The following is a 21,210-nucleotide window of genomic DNA, read 5'->3' on the forward strand; positions in this document are numbered from 1 at the left end:
GCAAGGGGGCCGGGGTCGCCGCGAGGATTTCCCACGGAGCTCGGAGGGGGCCGATCCCCGCCCTTCGCCTGGACCAACGTCGGGTCTCGGGTCGAGCAGGAAGATCCGTACCGAGGCGGCCGAGAAACTCGGTCAACCGGCGGGACCTCGGGATGGCGGATTGCGGATTTCAGAGAGGGGTAGGGCGAAACCGTCGACCCAGTGACCAACCTCAGGGAGCACGCATTCCGTTGCCGTTCGAGGAGCGCATCCGGCTTGTTCGCTCAGGATAGAAACTCACCTGCGAGACTTCAAGCGAATTTGTTTCGAAGTCGATCGGCCTCATGACCGCGCATCGACCCCGGCCGCACCTTGCATCCTGCGCAAGAGCATTCGGAAACCCCCCTTGCACGGCGACACGAGTCCGGAAAAAATCTCCCGGCCCGCGAAAAATGCCTTCGTGAACGCGTGGCCAATCGTGTTGAAATCCAAGCGTCTGGATAGGCAAGGCCTTTGTGGGCCGGTCCGAACGGCGGAGGTCTTCCTGACCCCGAAACTCGTTGGGCTTGAGGAGCGAATTCGGGGATGAGAGGCAGGAAAGCCGACGGTTGACCGCCGGCTTGATTCGGGGTCGAGAGGAAAACCTCCAACCCCGGAGTTCACGACTTGAGAGAGAGGTCCGCGTTTACCAAGCCTTGTGATTTCGACTTGGAACAAACCACGACTGGACTCGGCGAACGTCGACTCGCGCGGTGCGAGTGATCGATCACCGTCGAGTCTTCGACCCGAAGTCGCGGCTCGCCTGGAGCGGGTCGAGGCTAGGCAGGACCGACGATCCACCGGGCCCGGGCCAGGTGGCCGGGAAGATCCCTCGGACGAGCAGGGTCTCACTTCCCCAGCAGTGGGGGCAGAAGCTCCGCTCGGCGACATTCACACGCGCATACCTCTCGGGATTTTGCAGGAACGCCGACCGACCGGCCTCGTCCCCGCAGACATAAAGATGGCCGCCGTAGAGGATCCCGAACCGAGGTTCGCCGCGACGGTATACGCCCCGATCGACACTGGCCACCGGACAGCCTTCCCCATTCACCGGGGTGAAGCGCTCGGGTTGTTTCCGAAAGACTTCGAGGCCCGCCTGGTCGGCGAAGCGGTAGCGGCGTCCCGCGTGCTCGAGGGTGACGTCGTCCTGCCCAAGGACGAGCTTCTGGCCCTTGATCAGGCTGACGGGGCAGTATCCGGCGAGGGCGACCTCGAGCTCTCGCCTCGGCGCGGGCTTCGGAGCCGCCGCCACGGCAGGAGCCGAGCCCGAGTTCGGCGGGTTCCGACGCGCCGTCATTCCGGAGCGAGTCAATGAGGAATTCAAGAAAACGAGAAATGAGTTGCTGTCGATATAGCCTTCCTGTCGGGCGATCGACACTCCGGCCGGCGTGACGATGATCGTCGAGGGCAAGCCCGTCACGCCCAGGCGGTGGACGAGGTCTTCGTGGTCGTCGGATTGGAGCTTGACCGGGACGAACGACTCGCGGGCATGCTTGATCACGGGGGGATGGACGAACGCCTCACGCTCCATCAACTGGCAGAAATGGCACCAAGGACCCGTGAACTGGATCCATATCGGGCGATTCAACGCCCGAGCTTCCTTCTGGGCGGCTCCCAGGTTTTCTCGCCAGGCGATGCCGCTCTCGTCGGCGGCCATCGCCGGGATGTTACCGAGCCAGGAAAGACCGATGCTCACCAGGACGCCCGCGACGACGCGGATCGACGTTGATTTGCGCTCGACCATCGTGCATCTCCATCGTGCGTTGGTTCGGATTGGAGTGGGGACGGCCAACGTTACGTCGGCGGGCGCGACGCCCTCCATCCGTGGAGATGCCACCCGAATTGTGACGAACGGGCTCAGGCTGCTGGCGATGGGGGGAGGACGACTTCGATCCCGCTCCTACCTATCGTCCCCCAATACGAAGCGCTTCACCCAAAAACGACGAACGCCCTCGGGAAAACCCGCGGGCGTTCGGATGGTTCGTCGTCGGGAGATCGTGCCGATTTTCCCCGAAAAATTGAGGGTCCGGATCATCGTCACGACCGGAGAAACACCCCAACATTCGGCGAAACGAGCCTGGCGTCAGGCGCGGCCCGGGGTCCGCCGCCGAAGCGCGAGCGGAGGCTGGAGCAGTTCGTTGAGGATGATCGCTTCGCGGAGTTTCGCGGGAGTGACGACCAGATCCTTAGCGGGCCCGGCCTCGAAATACGTGGGAATGGTCGTCCAGGTCGAATCGGCCACGTCGTGAGACTGCTGGGTCGAGAGCGGCGAATTGAGGCCCGCGAGCGGGTTGAGTTCCATGTACCGGGCGATGTGCGTGTCGGCCTCTTGCGCGAGGCTCGCGGTCAGGGCCCTCGGCGTCTCCTTCTCGGCTCGCTTCGCCTGCGGCGGGGGATTCGAACGGTTCCGCCCCGATCGACGCGAGGTCAACGCCCCTCCCCCCGGCCGTGGGGGCGGGGGCGGAGGAACGGACGACCGCTTCGGCTCGGAGTCGAGGATCACGATATCTTCATCCAACCGGGAAGGCTGCCGAGGACGTACCGGCTTCCCGGACGTGGTCGTCGGCTGCCAGCGGGTTGCGACGGGGTTCGGCGAGGCCTCGGGTCGGCGGACGGGTAGGCGCGGAGGGGTCGAGGTGCCACCCGGCCTCGGGCCTGGGGGACCCGGCGGTCGGCTCGACCGAGGCGGGAGCGGCTGAGCCTCGCGGTTGAACAGCGAGGTCAGCGCCCAGATCGCCAGGAAGGTCAGAGGCACGATGAACTGGAGGATGTTGTCGATACGCATTGGGCCTCGTCCGCAGGCCTCCCCGCAGGGTTCCCGGGCGTCTCGAGGAGGGGGAGCCGCCACCCTCGAGTGCCTCGTGGCGAGCAGGCGGCCTTAACTCGCCCCCGCCTCGCGCCGAGAGTTGCCGGAGCCGCCGATCGAGGATCTCATCTCGGTGTCGGCCTGAATGTTCCGGAGGTTATAGTAGTCGGTCACGCCCAGGTTCCCCTTGCGGAACGCCTCGGCGATGGCCAATGGGACTTCGGACTCGGCGAGGACCACCTTGGCGCGGTTCGATTGAACCTCGGCGATCATCTCCTGTTCGGCCGCGACGGCGAACGCGCGACGCTCTTCGGCCTTGGCACGGGCGACCCGCGTGTCGGCCTCGGCCTGCAACGCCTGGAGATTGGCGCCGATGTTGTCGCCGACGTCGATGTCGGCGATGTCGATCGAGAGGATCTCGTAAGCGGTCCCGGCGTCCAGCCCCTTCTCGAGCACCCGCTTCGAGATCGAGTCGGGCTTCTCGAGGACCTGGTTGTGCGTGTCGGCCGAGCCGATCGCGTTGACGATACCCTCTCCGACCCGCGCGATGATCGTCTCGTCGGTCGCACCGCCGACGAGGCGGTCGATGTTCGTCCGGACGGTCACCTTGGCCTTCACCTTGAGCTGAATGCCGTTCTTGGCGACGCCGTCGATCGTCTGCCTCCCCTGGGTCGGGTCGGGGCAGGGGATCACCTTAGGATTAACGCTCGTCTGAACGGCCTCGAGGACATTACGACCCGCGAGGTCGATGGCTGCGGCTCGCTTGTACGACAGCGGGATGTCGGCGCGGTTGGCGGCGATCAGGGCGCGGACGACGTTCGGGACGTTTCCGCCGGCGAGGTAGTGGGCCTCGAGCGACTGCGTCGTCACCCCGTCCTTCTCGGCCAGGCCCGCCTGGTAGGCCATGATCTTCGAACGGACGATGATGTTCGGGTTCACCTTGCGGAACGACATCCCGACCAGCTCGAAGATGCCGACGTTGGCCCCCGTCATCTTCGCCTGAATCCAAAGATTAAAATATTTCGCGAAGAAGATGCACGCGACGAGCGCGAACATCGCGATCGCGATGATCCCGAACACGACGTAGGTGGACGGGTTGAGTTGCGCGAACAGGGTCGAGATCATGAAGCATCCTCTCGGAGTGGCGGCCTTCGGGCCGCCGTTGGGCAAGAACGCCGGGCACGGACATCGAGGCCTCCGGACTCGGTCGCCTCGAGGGCCTAGGCGTGGACCGGGTTCCGTCGAGCCGAGGCTCGACGAACGACGGTCGACTCAGGTCAAGACCTCATCCAGGGGCGGGTCGGGGGCGGTTCGCACCACGATCTGGCCGGCACGGATCCGGACCGCCTGAATCATCGCCCCCGAAGGGATGAATCCGCCTTCGGACAGGCCGTCAAGGCGACGTCCGTCGAAGTCGACCAGTCCCGAGGGCCGCAAGGTGGTCAAGGCCCGGCCGAGTTGCCCGATCAGGTGGTCGAGACGTTGAGGCGAATGCGACACCTCGATCTCATCCGGCGTCGGCGGGATCAGGAAGACCCGCTTGGCCCAGGGCGTCCTGGGCCAGAGATAAAGCCCGAACGCAAGCGTCACGGGCAAGAGCAGACTATCCGCGAGGAGGAACTTCAGGCCGAGGTCGGTCGACTGCGAAAACGCCTGCCAGAGGCTCAAGGCGATGCACGACACCGCGAGCACCCCGATCACACCACCCGACGGGAGGAACACTTCGCCGATCAGGAGGATCAGCCCGAACGCGAGCAGCAGTAGCGGCCACGCCAGCGTACTCATGGCTCCTCCACTTTCGCCCGCGACGGGGGAGACGGCCCGTCGACTGAATGCTCCATCGCCTCTCGGCGCTGTCCCCTCCTCTGTAGTTTACGCCATCGTGACGGCCCGGAGTCAACCGTCCCGTCACCGCATTGTTCCAACGTCTCACAATCGCTGCCCCGACGCAATGTGCCATGACATAGGGTCGATTGGCGTCGGACCCCAGGTCGAAGTCGCCCGTCGATTCCCCTGGCAGTGACCAGGCAACGGTAGGTGGGGCACTCCTGCCCCGCCCTCCTCGAATTATTTCACCGCGCGGGTCGCCAGGCCCCGTCTTCGGATGCGGGTCCGATGGACGGGGTACTTGGATGAGCAGCGGGAGTGCCGCTCGACCCGGCAAAAGGTATTCACCTCAACGGGGATGGGAACCGGAGAGGGATTCAGCTCCCCATCCGTTTGACGATGACCCGCGAGCCTTGGACGTCGATGACCTCGACGAGGCTGTCCGGCTCGATGAAGAAGCCGTCGGCGGTGACGTCAATGAGGAGGTCGCCGAAGCGGGCCTTGCCGGAGGGGCGTAAGACGGTCGTCGTCCTCCCGGTCTCGCCGATCAGGTAGGCGAACGAGTCATACCCTTCGACGGGAGGCTTGTTGACCGGATCCTCCTCCCCGAAGCCCGTCCAGGGCTCGGGTTTCAGGACCAAGCGGTTGAACAGGGGCAAGGACGGGAAATAGCGAGCCAGGACCACGGCCCCTCCCCCCACGGCGACCATCGCGACGATGAGCTGCAGGAGGGTATACCCCATCTCCCGATACTCATACTCCTGGGTCGGCCAGATGAACGTATGACTGGCCATCACGATGCTCGTCAGGATCAGGAGGATGCCGCTCATCCCGAACACGCCGAAGCCGGGGAAGACGAACAACTCGAGCGCCACGCAGACGAGCCCGACCAGGAACAGGATGATCTCCAACTGGTCGGCCGTACCGCTCAGGTAGTGGCTCCAGAAGAAAAGCAGGAACGCGAGCGCGGAGGTGATGGCCGGCAGGCCGATCCCCGGGAGCTTCAGCTCGACGACGAGCATGAAGAGGCCGACGAACAGCAGGACCCAACTCACGAAAGGGTCGGTGAGGATGGTGACCAACGAGTCGACCCAGGTCGGGCCATCCTCCCGGATCGACTTGCCCCTCAGGCCGTACAACCCCTTGAACTCTTCCTTATCCTTGACGACCTGACCAAGCCCGAAGGTGGATACCTCGTCGACTCCCTTGATCTTCAGACACTCCCCGGGGGACTTCCGGACCACGGGGTTGAGGTAACGTCCCGGCTCGGCCTCCACCTGCGACTGGAGGACGAACGCCGATGCCCCCGTCTTGCTGTCGGTCACCTGGACGACCGTGAGTTCCGGGTCGATCATCGCCTGGGCGACCGCCGAGGGGTGTCCCTTTTGCTCAGCCAGGCTCGCGGCGCGTCGGGTCAAGGCCTTGATCTGGATGTCGGACAGCTCGACCGGCCGCCCGTTCCGGCCGCCGGTGATCAGCTCGCGAACGTCCCCGAGCTCGGCCTCATGCTTGAAGACGATATCGTCGCAGGCGAGGGCAACCAGGGCCGAGACGCCGAGGGCCTGGTTGTCGAGGAACGCGACCGTCTTCATGTCCTTGATGCCGGAAATCGTGTCGGCGATCCCGTCGGCGGCCGAGTCGAGGCCCCCGGGGCTATCGATCTGGAAGAAGACGAGATTGACCCGTTCCTGCCGGGCCTGCTCGATCCTCCGCGTCAGGTACGACTTCTGGACCGTGTCGAGCGGCCCCTTGATCTGGATCCAGACCGGCCGGAGGACCTGGCCGAGGGTCGGGTCGTTGGACGTGGAACGGCCTGCCAGCTTGTAGGTGCTCGCCACTTCGGCGGGGTTATCGGCCGTGAGCTTCGAGAAGCCCTCTTCGCGGGCGCGCTTCGCTTCCAAAACGCCGCTCCGTCCCCCTTCCCAGGCGGCATCGTCGGAGACGATATGGTGCGTCTTCTGGAATTCGGGGATGTGTTCCGCGAGCAAGTAGCGGATCTGTTTGTCGTCGGTCCGGACGACACGCAGGTCGGCGTTGACGTCGAGCATGCCGAGGAGCAGGTCGGGGTCGCGCTGCTTGCTCATCGCGAGGTTCCTGACCGTATCCTGGAGGTCTCGCGTCGAGGCTTCCCCTTCGGGAGAGATCGGTCCGATCGACGACTCGGAGCCCATCACGATCTCGTCGCAGGCGAGGGCCGGGAGGACGGCGTAGCCCTTCAGCGGCTCGGGGATATAGGCCACCGTCAGCTTGGCCCCTCCCAGATTCTTCATGATGTGACGGGCAAGGTCGTAGGACGCGCCAAACCCGCTTCCCCCCGCCTGCGACTCGCCGGGGCGGAACTCGAAGATCAAGATCGGGCTCTTGCCCTGGCCGGTGGCGCTCCGAGTGACGAGCTGGCGGGTCGCGGCCTTGATCCGTTCGAGCGTCTCGTTGGTGATCGGCTCGGTAATCTGGAAGAACTGGCCGGGGTTCGTATTCGCGGTGGCGTCGCTTGCGGGGGGCGATTTATCGGCTTGGGCAAAGAGGTCGGTCGTCGCGACCAATGCCGCCAGAAAGATGCCCGAGGTCAGGCAGAAGAACCGAAAGGAACGGGGGCCTATCATTGCAGTCGGACTCCCTCCGATGAGTCAGCCGGAGCCTCGTCCTCTCGTCGTCGGCGGCGGGCCCGAACGTCGAGATTGCGCGGATCAACGGGTCGGCCCGAGGGCCGAACCCAGGTGATACGCGCGGAGGGCAGGCGATGGTCGATCCGTCAGGATGCCCGCCCGACTTGATTATAAGCCTGGGGAAAATGCCCGTCAAACCGCAGGCCGGTGGCCCCGGGACTCCGCCGCTTCCACGGCCACCGACAACGAAACAAGGCCCCGATCCGCATCGCGCGGCCGGGGCCTCGTCGTCCGAAGTCGATCGCGATCGAGGGCGTCCCGAGGCAGGTCCCCGGCTCAGCGGAGCCGACCCTTGAGGAGCCCCTTGCCCGCCGCGGGCTGTCTCGCTTGTGCGGGTGCCGCCGCGTTGTCCGTGGGGGCCTTCAGGCCTCGGCTGTCGACGAACTCGACCTTCCAGTTCGCGAGACGCTGCCCCCGGAAGTTCTCGGCCGGGACCGCCACGTTCTGGCGAACATTCGCTAACTCATAAAATTTCATGCTATCATCGGCGGGATAACCCGGGGCATAGAGCGCGATCTTTGTCGGCAAGAATTGCTTCTTGTCGAGCCGGATGAGTGCCTTCCCGAAGCTCTCCTTGTCGATCTCCTCCAGCGGGAGGACATCGATCAGGTAGTTGTCCTGATCCTCCCTGAGGAGGGACATCTTGTATCGCTTCTTCGCCTCGTCGGCCCGGAAATTGAAAAGGAACGGGAGCGGCCCCTCGTCGAGCGCACGCTCTCTCTGCTCCCTCCCGAGCGGATAAATGAAGATCTGCTTACTTTCGGAACGATAATGCCAGACGTCCTTGCCCGTGACGACGATCCGCTCGTAGTCGACCTTCTTGGAAGCCGCCCCCTGGCCGACGATGGATTTGAAGTCGATGCAGGCCAGGTTCGGGGTCTGGAAGAAGGCCCGGCCTTCGCGGTACTCCTTCTTGCCCCCCCACTGCTTGGCCAGGGTATTGGTCTGCTTGATGACGACGTCCAGCGTCTTCAGGTTCGAGCTCCGCTGGGCCCAGAACTTGAGGAGCTCGTCCATCCGCTTCCCTTGGGGATCGATCGGCGGGCTCGCGACGGGGGCCGCTTTCGTGGTCGGAGCGGACTTTGCGGCGGGCGGACGAGTCGCGGCGCTACGAGGCTGCTCCTGGGCGGCGGCGCTCAGGGACAAGGCCGCTACGGCCACCGTCGTGAGGGCTCGGATCTTCTTGACGTCCCATCGCATGGGCACCCCTCCTCCTTGTTGGGATCGACCTCGATACGCCCCCGAATCCTTCAAGCAGGGACAGCGTCGGCGCGGCGGACCTTAACAAACTTCCGAAATCCTGGCCAGATCAGTGGGCCAGGTTCTTGGACCACGAGGCCAAAAGAATACCGTACGACTTCGGACGTCGATTCCTGGGCGATGACCGCCCACAGATTAGGCAGTTTGGTCATCGACCCTCCTTTACCCTCCGATAGGCGGTGAATGAGCTCGGGATGACACCGATACCGAGGTTACGAGAGTCGTGTCGTGCAACAAGGTTTGTCCCTCCCGAGAGATCCGGCACGAAAGCCGCATGGAGTGGCCCGTGTGTCCCCCTTTCCGCGGGACCGATCGGGCTGGGTTGGACCGGAGATTGGAACGCCGTTTGCGATTCTTCAACAATCGCCTCAGGTGCGTATTCGGCAAGGCTCATTCAACACGATCGAGACGTTCATCCACGTCGCGGAGGACTTCCGATATGCAACCGCAACCGATCCGAGAGATCGCCCCTCCGGCCTGGCCCCTCCCCCTGATCGCCTTGCCTCCCCGGGGCCCGAGATTGACGGCTTGACGGGTTTTCGGGCCGCCGAGACAATTGGAGCGACGAGCCTCGATGCGTTGCTCGGGCGGTGAAGCCCGGGCTCCAGCTTCGAGCCCGAATGCCCAGGAAATCGGCATGGCGACCCTCGACCGTCCCAGGCTTCGTCCCCTCTCGGCGCGAAGGCTCGAGCACAAGGGGATCGTCTATGTCGCGCTCGAAGATCCGCTCGGGGTCTTCACCGATCCGGTCCTGATCCCGATCGAGAGCTTCGAGCGCGTCGTCCGCTTCTTCGACGGAAAGACCTCGCTCTCGGAGATTCAGGCCAGGATCGTCCGAGAGACCGGGGAGTGGATCGGCCTCAAGACGCTCGAGGATCTCGTCACCCGGCTCGACGTTGCGATGGCGCTCGACGGGCCCACGTTCGATGCCTTCCGCGCCGCTTATCGCGAATGCCGACTCCGGCCCGCCGCGCTCGCCGGCCGATCGTACGCCGGCTCGGAGCGTGCCCTCCGTGCCCAGTTGGGACGTATCTTCGCCCACGCCGAAGGATCCGGTCTCCCTCGGCCAGAGCCTTCCAAGCCCTCCCGGCGGCTCCGAGGGATCCTCAGCCCTCACATCGACTTCCACCGAGGAGGGCCGGTCTACACCTGGTCCTACCGCGAGCTAATCGAGCGTTCCGAGGCCGATACGTTCGTGATCCTCGGCGTGGCCCACCAGCATTGCCGCAATCGGTTCGCTCTGACGACCAAGGACTTCGGGACCCCTCTCGGTATCGCACCGACCGACCAGGACTACGTCGGTCGGATCGCCGCGTTGGCCGGGCATGACCTCTTCGAGGACGAGCTGGCCCATCGCCAAGAGCACTCGATCGAGTTCCAGGTCGTTTTCCTCCAGTATCTGCTGGGCGGCCGCCGCGACTTCTCGATCGTGCCGATACTCGTCGGCTCGTTTCACGACCTGATGGTCAGCGGGACCGACCCGATCGCAACGGACGAAGTCCGTCGGTTCATCGAGGCGCTCCGCGCAGCCGAGGCGACGAGCGGCAAGCGAGTCGTCTACATCGGCGGGGTCGATCTTTGCCACGTCGGCCCGGAGTTCGGCGACCCCGACCACCTGAACGTCGCGACACTCGATAAGGTCCGCGCGTTCGACGAGGAAATGCTCGACCATGCCTCGGCGAATAACCCTTCGGGCTGGTTCGGCAAGGCCGCCGGGATCGGGAACCGCCTTCGGGTCTGCGGCCTGGCGGCGACCTATACCATGCTCCACGCGATGGGACCGGCGCGAGGGCGCGTGCTCAAATACAATCAGGCCGTCGACGACCGCGGGACATGCTGCGTGAGCTTCGCCAGCCTCGCCTTCGACCTCGAAGAGTCGGCCGAGACCGGGGGCGCCGCCTGTGCTTGAGAACGGACCGCAAGTCCCCCTCGACTTCCCCCGGGAAGTTGCCGAATACGACACCGAGGCCGAGGTCGGCGAGTGGCGAGGCCCTCGTTACAACCTCCGGTATCGGACCCTCGGGCACGGCCCGCTCCTCGTCCTGATCCCGGGCATCGCCGCGACCTATCGGGGGTATGCCCCGACCCTCCGGCGACTCGCCAGTCGTTTCCGGACGGTCATCTACGACTACCCCGGCGAGCATCCCGGCGACCGAGCCGACCTCGCGAGGATCACGCACGACGACCTCGTCGACGACGTCTTCGGCCTCGTGAACCACCTCGAAGGCGATCGTGCCTACCTCTTCGGGCTCTCGTTCGGCACGACGATCACCCTGAGTGCCCTGCATCGACGACCCGAATTGTTCCCCAGGGCCGCGTTGCAAGGGGGCTTCGCTCATCGGCGCTTCAGCGCGGCCGAGCGAATGGCCCTGCTGTTAGGGAGACGGCTTCCGGGCACCTCGGCGCGTCTGCCGTTCCGGAACCAGGCGCTGGCGATCTCGAGCAAGCGGCACTTCCCGAACGGGCAGGCCGACTTGTGGTCCTTCTATCTCGAGCAGAACGGGCTGACGCCGATTGCTTCGCTTTCGCAACGGCTCGACCTGGTCTCGCGTCTCGACCTCAGGCCGGTCCTCGGCGAGATCCCCAACGAGCTTCTGCTCATCCAGGGGGACGACGACCGGATCGTCGGTCGTCCTCACTTCGACGAGTTGATCGCCAAGCTGCCGGGCGCTCGGGGGCGACTCTGGCCCGGGGTCGGGCATCAGCCCCATTACACCCATCCCGAAGCTTTGGCGGCGATGGTCGGGGACTGGTTCGATCCGGGCAACTCCGGTCATTGATCTCCGCTTCCGGCGGAGGTCGGCCGATCTATCCCGAGGGTCGACCCCCGTTGTACAATACGAGGCGACCGGCCGGTTGCCCCTCGTGAGCGTCTCGCGAGGACGACAGCGGCCCCCTCGGGGACATGGACTTTGGCCGCCGCGCGATCGAAGTTGGTGATTGTGGGGATCGGCGATGACGGGCTCGCCGGCATGACCGAGTCGGCGCGTCGGATCCTCAACGAGGCCGACGTAATCCTCGGGGCCCCGGCGACCCTGCGACTCCTCGAAGGGACTTCTCCGGAAAAGATTCCCCTCGACCCCGAGATGCCCTCCGCCCTGAAGCAGGTCCGCGAGGCGCTCAATGCCCGGCGCCCCGTCCTGGTCAGCGGCGGCGACCCGCTCTTCTATGGTGTCGCCCGGTATCTCTGCGACCGCCTCGGCAAGGACCAGTTCGAGGTCATCCCCCACGTCAGCAGCATGCAACTGGCTTTCGCGAGGGTCAAGGAGAGCTGGGAAGACGCCTACCTGACGAGCCTCGCCGGACGGCCCCTGGAAGACATCGTCGACCGGATTCGCACGGCCGAGAAGGTTGGGCTGTTCTCGAGCGACGAACACCCGCCGAGCCGGCTGGCTCGGGCCTTGCTCGATCGCGGGATCGACTACTTCCGGGCGTACGTCTGCGAGAACCTCGGGTCTCCCGACGAGCGAGTCACGCAGTCGGAGCTCGCCGACCTGGCGACCCTCGAGTTCGACCCACTCAACGTCATGATCCTGGTCCGCAAGCCGAATCGGCCCGACCAGGCCAGCCGGGCCAGCCGCCATCGCCTCTTCGGTAACGCCGACGACGCCTTCGCGCAGTCGCTGCCGAAACGTGGCCTCATCACCCAGGCCGAGGTCCGTTCGATCGCCCTGGCCCAGCTCGACATCCGCCCCACCAGCGTCGTCTGGGACATCGGGGCGGGCTCGGGCTCGGTCGCCATCGAGGCGGCCCAGTTGGCCTATCAAGGGATGGTCTACGCGATCGAGCCCGAGGCGACCGACGTCGCCCTGATCCAGGCCAACGCCGAGGCCTTCGGCGTGCCGAATCTCCGGACGGTTGTGGGCCTGGCCCCCGACGTCCTCTCCTCGCTGCCGGAACCCGACGCGATCTTCGTCGGGGGGACCGGCCGGCAGGTCGGGTTGGTCCTGAGCGCCTCCTATGCCCGTCTCGGCTCCGGAGGGCGGCTTGCGGTGAACGTCGCGACCATCGACAGCCTGGCCACCGCGCACGAGACCTTGAAGCGACTCGCGGGAGACGTCCGGGTCTGGAATATCGCGATCGCTCGGGGGATTGAGCAGATGGACCGCATGCGATTCGAGTCCATCAATCCCACGTTCCTCCTCGCCGTCACCAAGCATCCCGACGAGAACGACTGACCGGATCCTTCGGAAGCCGCCAAGGATCGCAGGCTCCATTCTCGATTTCCCCCTTGATTGAGACCCGTCGGTTGTGAGAGCCTCCCGGCGGCAGGTATACTCGAGTTGGATTCGACTCGAGTAGGTTGGCAGTCCCTAGTCCCGGCGCCTTGTGGCAAAGGTCGTGTATGTCCGAGTCCAGCGACATTGATCTGGACTTGATCGCCGTAGGCGCTCATCCCGACGACGTGGAGATCGCTTGCGGCGGGACGTTGGCCCGTCTCGCCCGGAAAGGGTACCGAGTCGGTATCGTGGACCTGACCGACGGAGAGCCGACCCCGCTCTCCCCGGGACCGGATGTTCGCCTCGAGGAAGCGCGACGGGCCGCCGAGGTTCTCGGGGTCTCGGTGCGGATCAACCTCAACCTCCCGAACCGGCGACTCTTCGATAACTTCGAGTCGAGGATCGCCCTGGCCAAAGTCTTCCGACGGTATCGACCCAAGGTCGTGCTCGGGTTCGGCGGCAAGACCGTGCTCGCGTCGCCCGACCACTACCAGGCGATGCTGATCACCGACGCGGCGGTCTTTTACAGCCGCTTGACGAAATGGGATGAGCACTTCGACGGGTTGCCAGTCCACACGGTCAGCAATCAGCTCGCGTTCACGATCGCGCTCCACGGCTTGAACCTGGCCGACTCGATGGGCCACTTCGTGGCTGATATCGGCAGCACGCTCGCCGTGAAGTTGGACGCGATCCGCTGTTACGAGACGCAATTCCCGGCGGCCAAGGTGGGGATCTTCGGCGCCGTCGAATCCATGAATCGTTACCAGGGGTTGACGGCGGGCTTCGAGGCGGGCGAGGTGTTCATGACTTACCGAGCGGTCGGGATCGACGACCTGATGCGCTGGGCGAGCCCTGCGCACGCCCGGACATGAACGCTGTTGCGACGAGCCGAACGCGACGGGCTGGGGCGGCGAGGGTGGGTTCACGGTGTCCGTTGGAAAGAAGGCGAACGAGGTGAGCTGGCTATCGCGCCTGAGGAACCTGATGCAGTACCTCTTCGGCACGGGCCCGACGCCCCGAGATCGAGGGGCGTCGGACGACTCGGCAACTCCCGCCGCGCTCACGCTCTACTCCGGCGCCCTCAAGCTCCGCGCGGGCGTCGTCTCGACCGTCGGTCATTATCGCGAACATAACGAGGACAACTACTTCGTCCCCGGACGGGCCTCGGTACGGTTCGACGCCCCCGGGTCCGTAAGGAATAACGGGACCCCGGCCGTCGGCCCCGTCCCGACGGCGAGCGTCACCGCGGCGGCGGAAGGGACATCCGAAGAGTCGACGTCGTCTTTCGATCCCTCGAACGTCGTGTTCATCGTCGCCGATGGGATGGGGGGTCAGCAGGCCGGCGAGCAGGCCAGTATGATGGCCGTCGAGATCATCCCCAAGGCAATCACCCGCAGGCTCGCCCCGAATGTCGTCGACCCTCGCGCGGTCCAGCGCCTGATCCGAGACGCCGTCGCCGAGGCCAACCAGGAGATCCTCGGCTGCTCGGGGGCCGTCGCCGCCTACTCGAACATGGGCACGACTGTCGTCCTCGCCCTCTTCCGCAACGATCGCGTCTTCCTCGCCGGCATCGGCGACTCTCGCGCCTACCGACTGCGAGACGGGCAGCTCGAGCAGATGACCAAGGACCACTCGCTGGCCGACGCGCTCGAGGAGGCCGGGACGATCTCGAAGGACGAAGTGGCCCACCACAAGTTCAAGAATGTGCTTTACTTATATCTGGGCAGCAAGGATGCACGCGGCGGGCCGGAAGATGTCAAGGTCCTCGATGTCCTGCCCGGCGACCGCTTCTTGCTGGCCAGCGACGGATTGACCGGAGTCGTCCGCGACGACGAGCTGGCGCGGCTGCTCGGCGACTTCGACGACCCTCAGCGAGCCGCCCGAGCCCTGGTCGACCGGGCCCTGGCCAACGACTCCAAGGACAACATCACGAGCCTGGTCATCCATGTCGTGAGCGAGATCGAACAGCCGACGTTATGACTGACGGCTCCGAGCCTTCAGACCCGCCCCCCTCGCCGGATCGGATAGCCGACCGTCCCCCTCGGCCCGAAGGATGTGGAGACGATTCGAGTGCCCCGACAACCGATGCGGCAGGCACTCTTCGAAGTCGATGGATCCGATCAGCTGATGTCTCCTCGGATCGTGACTCGGAGTGACGCGGGACGACCCGAGGGGCCTGTGCATGCCAAGGCTTGACGACTTCCTGGCGAACGTCGCCAAGAGCGGCTTGGTCACGCCCGACGCCCTGGCCCAGGCCCATTCCTCGGTTCCGAAGTCACCCTCGTCGGACGCCGCCGCCCGGCTCGCCCGGCTCCTGATCCAGCAGAAAGCCTTGACGCCCTATCAGGCCCGCAAGCTGCTCGCCGGAGCGACTCGGGGGTTTTTCCTCGGCGGGTATCGAATCCTCCGCCCGCTCGGCGAGGGGGGGATGGGGAAAGTCTTCCTCGCCTCCAGCGAACGCGACAGCCAACGGGTGGCGATCAAGGTCCTCCCCCCGAGGAAGGCTGCCGAAGAGCGCCAGGCCCTCCTGCGGTTCCGTCGCGAGATGGAGCTGTCCCGGCGAGCGAACCACCCGAACCTCGCGCGCACGATCGACGTCGGCAACGAAGGCGACGTCTACTTCATGATCCTCGAGTACATCCCCGGCGAGAGCCTGTATCAGGCGGTCAAATCGGAGCAGGGGGGGCCACTCCGAGTTCCGGACACCGCGCGATTCTTCCTCAAGGTCCTCGACGGCCTCAACGCGGCCCACGAGACCGGCCTGATCCACCGCGACATCAAACCCTCGAACATCATGATCACCCCCGATGGGGACGCGAAGATCCTCGACCTCGGCCTGGCACGCCTTCAAGGCGAAGAAAGCCCGCTGACCCAGCCGAATCTCGTCGTGGGAACCCTCGACTATGCGAGTCCCGAGCAGCTCGGGAACGCGGCGCAGGCCGACCGCCGTAGCGACCTCTATAGCGTCGGGTGTACCCTCTACTTCACCCTCTCAGGCCGCGCGCCTTTCGAGGGGGGGGACGTCGTCAATAAGATCTTCAAGCAACGGATGGAGGACCCCGAGCCGCTCGAACGGGTCGCCCGCGGCGTCCCGTCGGCGTTCGCGGCGATCGTCCGCAAGCTGATGGCGAAGGTCCCCGACGACCGCTACCAGACCTGCCCCGAGCTCCGGGCCGACCTCGTCCGCTGGACCGACCCGGAGAAGGTCCGCGCGATCCTGGGCAGCGAAGCGGAGGCGGCCCGGGCCTTTCGACCCCCTCCCCCCGAGCTCGAGGACGACGACCTCCGCCTCCTCGCCGATGAAGAGGGGTCGGCGGCCTCTTCCCTGTCACTCCGCGACCTCGGCAACGCGGAGCCCGCCCTCGCCCCCATGCACCGGCCACCGCCGGCACCGGTGAAGGCCGTAATCGTCACGGTCGACCGCCAGGAAGTCGCGCCCCCCTCGCTGGGAAGCCGAGCGGACAACGACTCGCGCTGGCTGATTCACTTCATCGCGATCGCCGTCCTCCTCGGCGTCCTTGCCATCCTGGCGATCACGCTGATCCGCTAAGAAGGCCGAGCCCCGGCCCGGGATTTGCTTCCACCAATCCCGCACGCCAGGACTGCGCCATTCTTCCGTAAGAAATGGACGAGGACCTTCCTCACATGGCTCCCTTTCAAAGCTTGAATGCCTCCAAAGCCAGCAACCTTCCTTGTGGTGACGTGGTCGAGATCGGGCTCCTGCTCTCGGCGAATCGGGCCAACGCCTTGTTAGAGCTGTCGAAACGTCGCCGAGAGAGCATCGCCCAGATCCTCCGAGGGCTCATCGACCGTGCCCTCTCGGACGACGAATCCGCGGATTGCAAAGCTTGAGCCTTTTTACAACCGGAACGCCCGCCCGGAGATCGATCTTGCCAAGGGTGTCGTCCGTCCGACACAATCTTGGGTAGGTCTGTTCAGGTGATCTCCGGGGCGAGGGGGCACGCCTTTTTCCATGCCTGGCAACGACGGACTGGACGGACTGCTGCCCGTCGTCGCCTCGTGGTTCCGCGCCACCTTCGGGGCCCCGACCCCTCCACAACAGCTGGGATGGCCCGCGATCGCGTCGGGCCAGAACACCCTGATCTTCGCCCCGACCGGATCGGGGAAGACCCTCGCGGCCTTCCTCGCGTGCCTGGACCACCTCTGGCGAGTCCCGAGGAAGGCGGCAGGCGTCCGCATCCTTTACATTTCGCCGCTCAAGGCGCTCAACCAGGACGTCTCTCGAAACCTCAGACTCCCTCTCGAAGGGATCCTCGAAACGTCGAAAGCCTCGGGGACATCTTTGTCGAGGCTGGAAGTCGCCGTGCGAAGCGGCGACACGCCGGCGGCCGACCGGGCCCGGATGGTCCGGAAGCCTCCGGACATCCTGATCACGACGCCCGAGTCGCTCCACCTGATGCTCACGAGCCGGGCCCGAGACACACTGCGCTCGGTCTCTCATGTGATCATCGACGAAATTCATGCGCTCTGCCCCAACAAACGAGGCGTCTTCCTGGCCCTGTTGCTCGAACGGCTCGAGGCAATCAACCCCGATGGCTTCGTCCGCGTCGGACTCTCGGCAACTCAGCGACCGCTCGACGAAGTGGCCCGCTACCTGGGAGGACTTCGGAAGGTCAAGGGCGGCCAGGGCGAGGTGCGGCTCGAGTCGAGGCCGGTGACCATCGTCGATACGGGTCGGCGCAAGGAGTTCGACCTTGAGGTCCTCGTCCCGTCAGACCGCTCGGCACCCCCGACGGCGGGGTCGATCTGGCCGGCGATCGAGGGCCAACTCCTCGCGCTGATCCGAGCCCATCGCTCGACGATCGTCTTCGCCAACAATCGCCGGGTCGTCGAGCGCCTCACCGCCCATCTCAATGAGCAGGCGGAGGGAGACGGCGCCAAGGACTCGGCCCAGGTCCTGGCGAAGTCGCATCACGGTAGCCTGAGCATCGAGGAGCGTCGCACGACCGAAGAGGCCTTGAAGGAAGGCGAGCTCAAGGCGGTCGTCGCCACGGCGTCCCTCGAGTTGGGCATCGACATGGGAGCCGTCGACCTCGTCTGTCAGGTCGAGTCGCCGGGCAGCGTCTCGCGAGGCCTCCAACGCGTGGGCCGGGCGGGCCACCTCGTCGGCCAGGTGAGCAAGGGGCGGATGATCGCGAAGACGTCGAGTGACCTGCTCGAGTCCGCGGCCCTCTGCCGAGCGATGCTCCGAGGCGAGGTCGAAGCCCTTCGCGTCCCGACCGGCTGCCTCGACGTCCTCGCTCAGCAGGTCATCGCGAGCGTGGCGATGGATCGTTGGGAGGTCCCCGCACTCTTCGACATGATCCGGGCCGCCTATCCCTATCGAAACCTCACGCCGCAGGCCTTCGAGAGCGTCCTCAAGATGATCTCGGGGCGGTTCCCGACGGAAACGTTCCGCGACCTCCGGGCCAGGGTCGGATGGGACCGGGTCCATAACCGCCTCCAGGCGTTACCCGGGACCGCGAGGCTGGCGGTGACCGGCGGAGGGACGATCCCCGACACAGGGCAATACCCGGTCTACCTCGGGGATGGAGGGCCTCGACTCGGCGAGCTCGACGAGGAATTCGTGCTCGAACAGCGCGTCGGCGGGACCTTCGTGCTCGGCACGGCAACCTGGCAAATCGATGCGATCGAGCCGCTCCGCGTCCTCGTCTCCCGCGCCGAGGGCCAATCGGCCATGATGCCGTTCTGGCGAGGGGAGGACTCACCCCGGAGCCCCGAGCTCGGCGAGGCCGTGGGCGTCCTCTGCCGGGAACTCTCCGAACGGCGCGACGACCCCAAGGTCCTCGACTGGCTCCGATCCGAGTGCCGGCTCGATCGTGCCGCAGCCCGGAGGCTGCGCGACTACGTAAGTCGACAGATCCAGGTCGCCGGCGCGGTCCCCGACGATCGTACGGTCGTGATCGAGTCGTTCCGCGACCCCGCGGGCGAAGTCGGCCTGGCGGTGCTCACTCCATTCGGGGGCAAACTCCACTCGGCCCTGAAGCTCGTCTTCCTGGCAAGGCTCCGCCAGCGGTTGGGCATCTCCGTCGCGTGCCTCCACGGCGACGAAGGGCTCCTGATCCGACTCCCCGGGATCGACGAGCCCCCCCTCGACCTTTTCGAAGGGCTCACCCCCGAAATCGCCGAGGACTTGATTCGCGAGGAGCTCGGCGACAGCGCCCTCTTCGGACTGCGGTTCCGTCAAAATGCGGGACGTGCCCTGCTCATGCCGCGCCCCGACCCGGCCAAGCGCACGCCACTCTGGCTCCAGCGGCTTCGAGCGAAGGACCTGCTCCAGGTCGTGCGTAAGTTCCCCGACTTTCCGATCGTGGTCGAAACCTACCGTGAGTGCCTCGACGACGACCTCGACCTCACTCGCCTTCGCTCGTTCATCGGCGGGATCGCCACCAAGACGATCCGCATCGTCAGCCGCCGAGGCGAAGTGGCCTCTCCGTTCGCCTCGGACCTGATCTTCCGATTCACGTCCCAGTATCTGTACCAGTGGGACGAGCCCAACCGAGGCGACCGCCCCAAGGGCCGCGCGTTCGTCGATGAGGATATCCTCGCCCCTTTGCTGCTCGGGTCGGGTGTGGCCGACCGGTTGATCGACCCCGACGCGGTCGGCCGCGTTGAGGACCGACTGCGAGGTCACGGCCATCCCCCACGCTCGGCCGAGGAGATGGCCGAAGTCCTCAGGCGACTCGGTGATCTCACCGCGTATGAACTCTCCGGCCCGATGCTCGGATTCCTTGAAGAGCTCCGGGCCGACGGTCGTGCCCTGACAATTAACTTGTCTGGCACCCCCGAGCCGACGCGATGGATCAGCGCCGAGGAGGAGGAGTTGTATCGCTCGGCCTTCGCCCGAAAACCGGCCGAGGAGGCCCTGGAATCGATCGTCCGACGATTCCTCCGGACTCATGCGTTGATCGGCCTCGACGACCTCACCGCGCGATATCCGATCGGACCCGGGCGAGCGACCGAGTTGCTCGAACGCTGGGCCGAGGCGGGTGGCCTCGTCCGGCTCGCCCCTTCGGAGGGGTCTGACGAGCCGCGCTGGGCCGAGCGAGGAAACCTGGAAGATGTCCGCCGACTCTCGATCGCCTTGCAGCGTCAGGAAAGCGTGGCGGTGCTCCCGGAGGTGTTCGCCGACTTCGTCGCCAGGCGACAGCACGTCCACCCGGAAACGCGTCGGGAGGGCCGCCCGGCGCTCGAACTGGCCCTCGAACAGCTCCAGGGATGCTCAGCCCCGGCCGACCTCTGGGAAACGGAGATCCTCCCTCGCCGAGTCGCCGACTACCGCCCTGCCTGGCTCGACGACACCCTGACCTCGGGGCATTGGCTCTGGCGTGCTCATGCAGACGCCAAAGCGGATCCTCGCGTCGCGTTCGCCCGGCGCGAGTTTGCCGGCCTTTGGCCCCCTCCAGGTGAGGAGCCGCCCCGATCCGACGACGAACAACTCGTGGTGGACCGGCTGACCAACTCGGGCGCCTCGTTCGCGACCGACCTGGCCCGCGTACTCGGCCTCGAGCCTTCACGGGTGAGGACGGCCCTCGACAAGCTGGTACGTCGAGGCGAGATCACCAACGACCGGTTCGATCCACTCCGCGCCGGCTCGGGAGCCATGCTCGAGGCATTGACCTCGGCGAACGCTCGGGCGCGTCGAGCCGGGCTTGGCCGCGTTTCGCCCCGGAGGTCGGCGACCACTCGGCCCGAAGGGCGTTGGTCCACCTTCTCACCTCCCTCCGGGGACGAGGAGGCCGGGATGCTGGCCTGGGCCGAGGTCCAGATCGAGCGGTACGGGATCCTCTGCCGAGAGACGGTTGCCCTCGACCACTCGGGACCGGCGTGGCGTGACCTAGTCCCCTGGTTGTCCCGGGCCGAGTTGCGGGGCGAGTTGCGTCGCGGCTACTTCGTTGAAGGGCTTTCGGGGGTCCAGTTTACGTCCGATGAGGTCGCCGAGGAGCTCGCTCGGCATGTGGCCGGAAGACCCGGTCAGACGCCCCCGGTACTCCTCTCAACCTTGGACCCAGCAAACCTTTACGGCTCCGGCGCCCCCCTGGATATCGACCTGCTGGAGGGGGGGACCGCCCGCCTGCCTCGCTCGGGCGCAAACTATCTGGTCTTGTCCGCCGGGCGTCCGATCCTGATCATCGAGGCGTTCGGCAAGCGACTCACCGGCCTGGCCTCCGCCTCGGAGGCCGAATTGCGAGCGGCCTTGGTGCTGCTCCCGACTCTGGCCGGGCCTTCGCGGCGCATCCTCAAGGTTGAGTGTTACAATACGGCGGCGACACTCGCCAGTCCCGCCGCCCCCTGGCTCGCCGAGTTGGGATTCGTCCGCGACTACCCCGGCATGGCCTACTATGCCGGTTGGTAAGCGACCAGTGAACCCACCCCCGAGAGTTCGCAAAGT

At 65.8% G+C, this 21,210-nt stretch carries 14 protein-coding genes; 8 read left to right on the top strand and 6 right to left on the bottom strand.

The genetic code is table 11. The features are described from left to right. Positions 1-745: 745 nt before the first annotated feature. The 6 genes from ACYOEI_RS15830 to ACYOEI_RS15855 form a co-directional block, all read right to left on the bottom strand. The gene (locus ACYOEI_RS15830) at positions 746-1,762 is read right to left on the bottom strand and encodes a thioredoxin fold domain-containing protein (protein ID WP_462850489.1); all 1,017 of its coding nucleotides are present in this window, start codon (positions 1,760-1,762) and stop codon (positions 746-748) included. A 339-nt stretch (positions 1,763-2,101) separates the two neighbouring features. Further along, the gene (locus ACYOEI_RS15835; protein WP_462850490.1) at positions 2,102-2,803 is read right to left on the bottom strand and encodes a hypothetical protein; all 702 of its coding nucleotides are present in this window, start codon (positions 2,801-2,803) and stop codon (positions 2,102-2,104) included. Positions 2,804-2,896: 93 nt separating this feature from the next. Next, positions 2,897-3,949 carry a flotillin-like protein FloA gene (gene floA, locus ACYOEI_RS15840; protein ID WP_462850491.1) on the bottom strand — a complete coding sequence of 351 codons (1,053 nt, stop codon included), beginning with the start codon at positions 3,947-3,949 and terminating at the stop codon, positions 2,897-2,899. Positions 3,950-4,096: 147 nt separating this feature from the next. Next, positions 4,097-4,609, bottom strand: coding sequence for an NfeD family protein (locus tag ACYOEI_RS15845; RefSeq protein ID WP_462850492.1), 513 nt, complete (start codon positions 4,607-4,609; stop codon positions 4,097-4,099). A 419-nt stretch (positions 4,610-5,028) separates the two neighbouring features. Continuing rightward, complete coding sequence (locus tag ACYOEI_RS15850) at positions 5,029-7,254, bottom strand: NfeD family protein (protein ID WP_462850493.1); 2,226 nt, start codon at positions 7,252-7,254, stop codon at positions 5,029-5,031. Between the two features lie 339 nt (positions 7,255-7,593). Next, entirely contained in the window at positions 7,594-8,517 is a 924-nt protein-coding gene (locus ACYOEI_RS15855; RefSeq protein ID WP_462850494.1) for an outer-membrane lipoprotein carrier protein LolA, read from the bottom strand. Between the two features lie 697 nt (positions 8,518-9,214). Between ACYOEI_RS15855 and amrB the strand changes: the two genes are divergently transcribed. From amrB to ACYOEI_RS15895, 8 genes are all read left to right on the top strand, one after another. Next, a complete protein-coding gene (gene amrB / locus ACYOEI_RS15860) occupies positions 9,215-10,486 on the top strand; it encodes an AmmeMemoRadiSam system protein B (RefSeq protein WP_462850495.1) in 1,272 nt (423 codons plus the stop codon). After that, the gene (locus tag ACYOEI_RS15865; RefSeq protein ID WP_462850496.1) at positions 10,479-11,357 is read left to right on the top strand and encodes an alpha/beta fold hydrolase; all 879 of its coding nucleotides are present in this window, start codon (positions 10,479-10,481) and stop codon (positions 11,355-11,357) included. Before amrB ends, ACYOEI_RS15865 begins: the two co-directional genes overlap by 8 nt. Before the next feature lie 156 nt (positions 11,358-11,513). Then, positions 11,514-12,755, top strand: a complete 1,242-nt coding sequence (gene cbiE, locus ACYOEI_RS15870; RefSeq protein WP_462850497.1) for a precorrin-6y C5,15-methyltransferase (decarboxylating) subunit CbiE — start codon at positions 11,514-11,516, stop codon at positions 12,753-12,755. Between the two features lie 167 nt (positions 12,756-12,922). Continuing rightward, positions 12,923-13,669, top strand: a complete 747-nt coding sequence (locus ACYOEI_RS15875; RefSeq protein WP_462850498.1) for a PIG-L family deacetylase — start codon at positions 12,923-12,925, stop codon at positions 13,667-13,669. Between the two features lie 55 nt (positions 13,670-13,724). After that, entirely contained in the window at positions 13,725-14,777 is a 1,053-nt protein-coding gene (locus ACYOEI_RS15880) for a PP2C family protein-serine/threonine phosphatase (protein ID WP_462850499.1), read from the top strand. 202 nt (positions 14,778-14,979) lie between these two features. Continuing rightward, positions 14,980-16,347, top strand: a complete 1,368-nt coding sequence (locus ACYOEI_RS15885; protein WP_462850500.1) for a serine/threonine-protein kinase — start codon at positions 14,980-14,982, stop codon at positions 16,345-16,347. 95 nt (positions 16,348-16,442) lie between these two features. Next, positions 16,443-16,649, top strand: coding sequence for a hypothetical protein (locus ACYOEI_RS15890; protein WP_462850501.1), 207 nt, complete (start codon positions 16,443-16,445; stop codon positions 16,647-16,649). A 121-nt stretch (positions 16,650-16,770) separates the two neighbouring features. After that, positions 16,771-21,174: a DEAD/DEAH box helicase gene (locus ACYOEI_RS15895; protein WP_462850502.1), complete on the top strand. Its 4,404-nt coding sequence runs from the start codon at positions 16,771-16,773 to the stop codon at positions 21,172-21,174. The last annotated feature ends 36 nt before the right edge of the window (positions 21,175-21,210 follow it).

It is taken from the genome of Singulisphaera rosea (assembly GCF_054877945.1).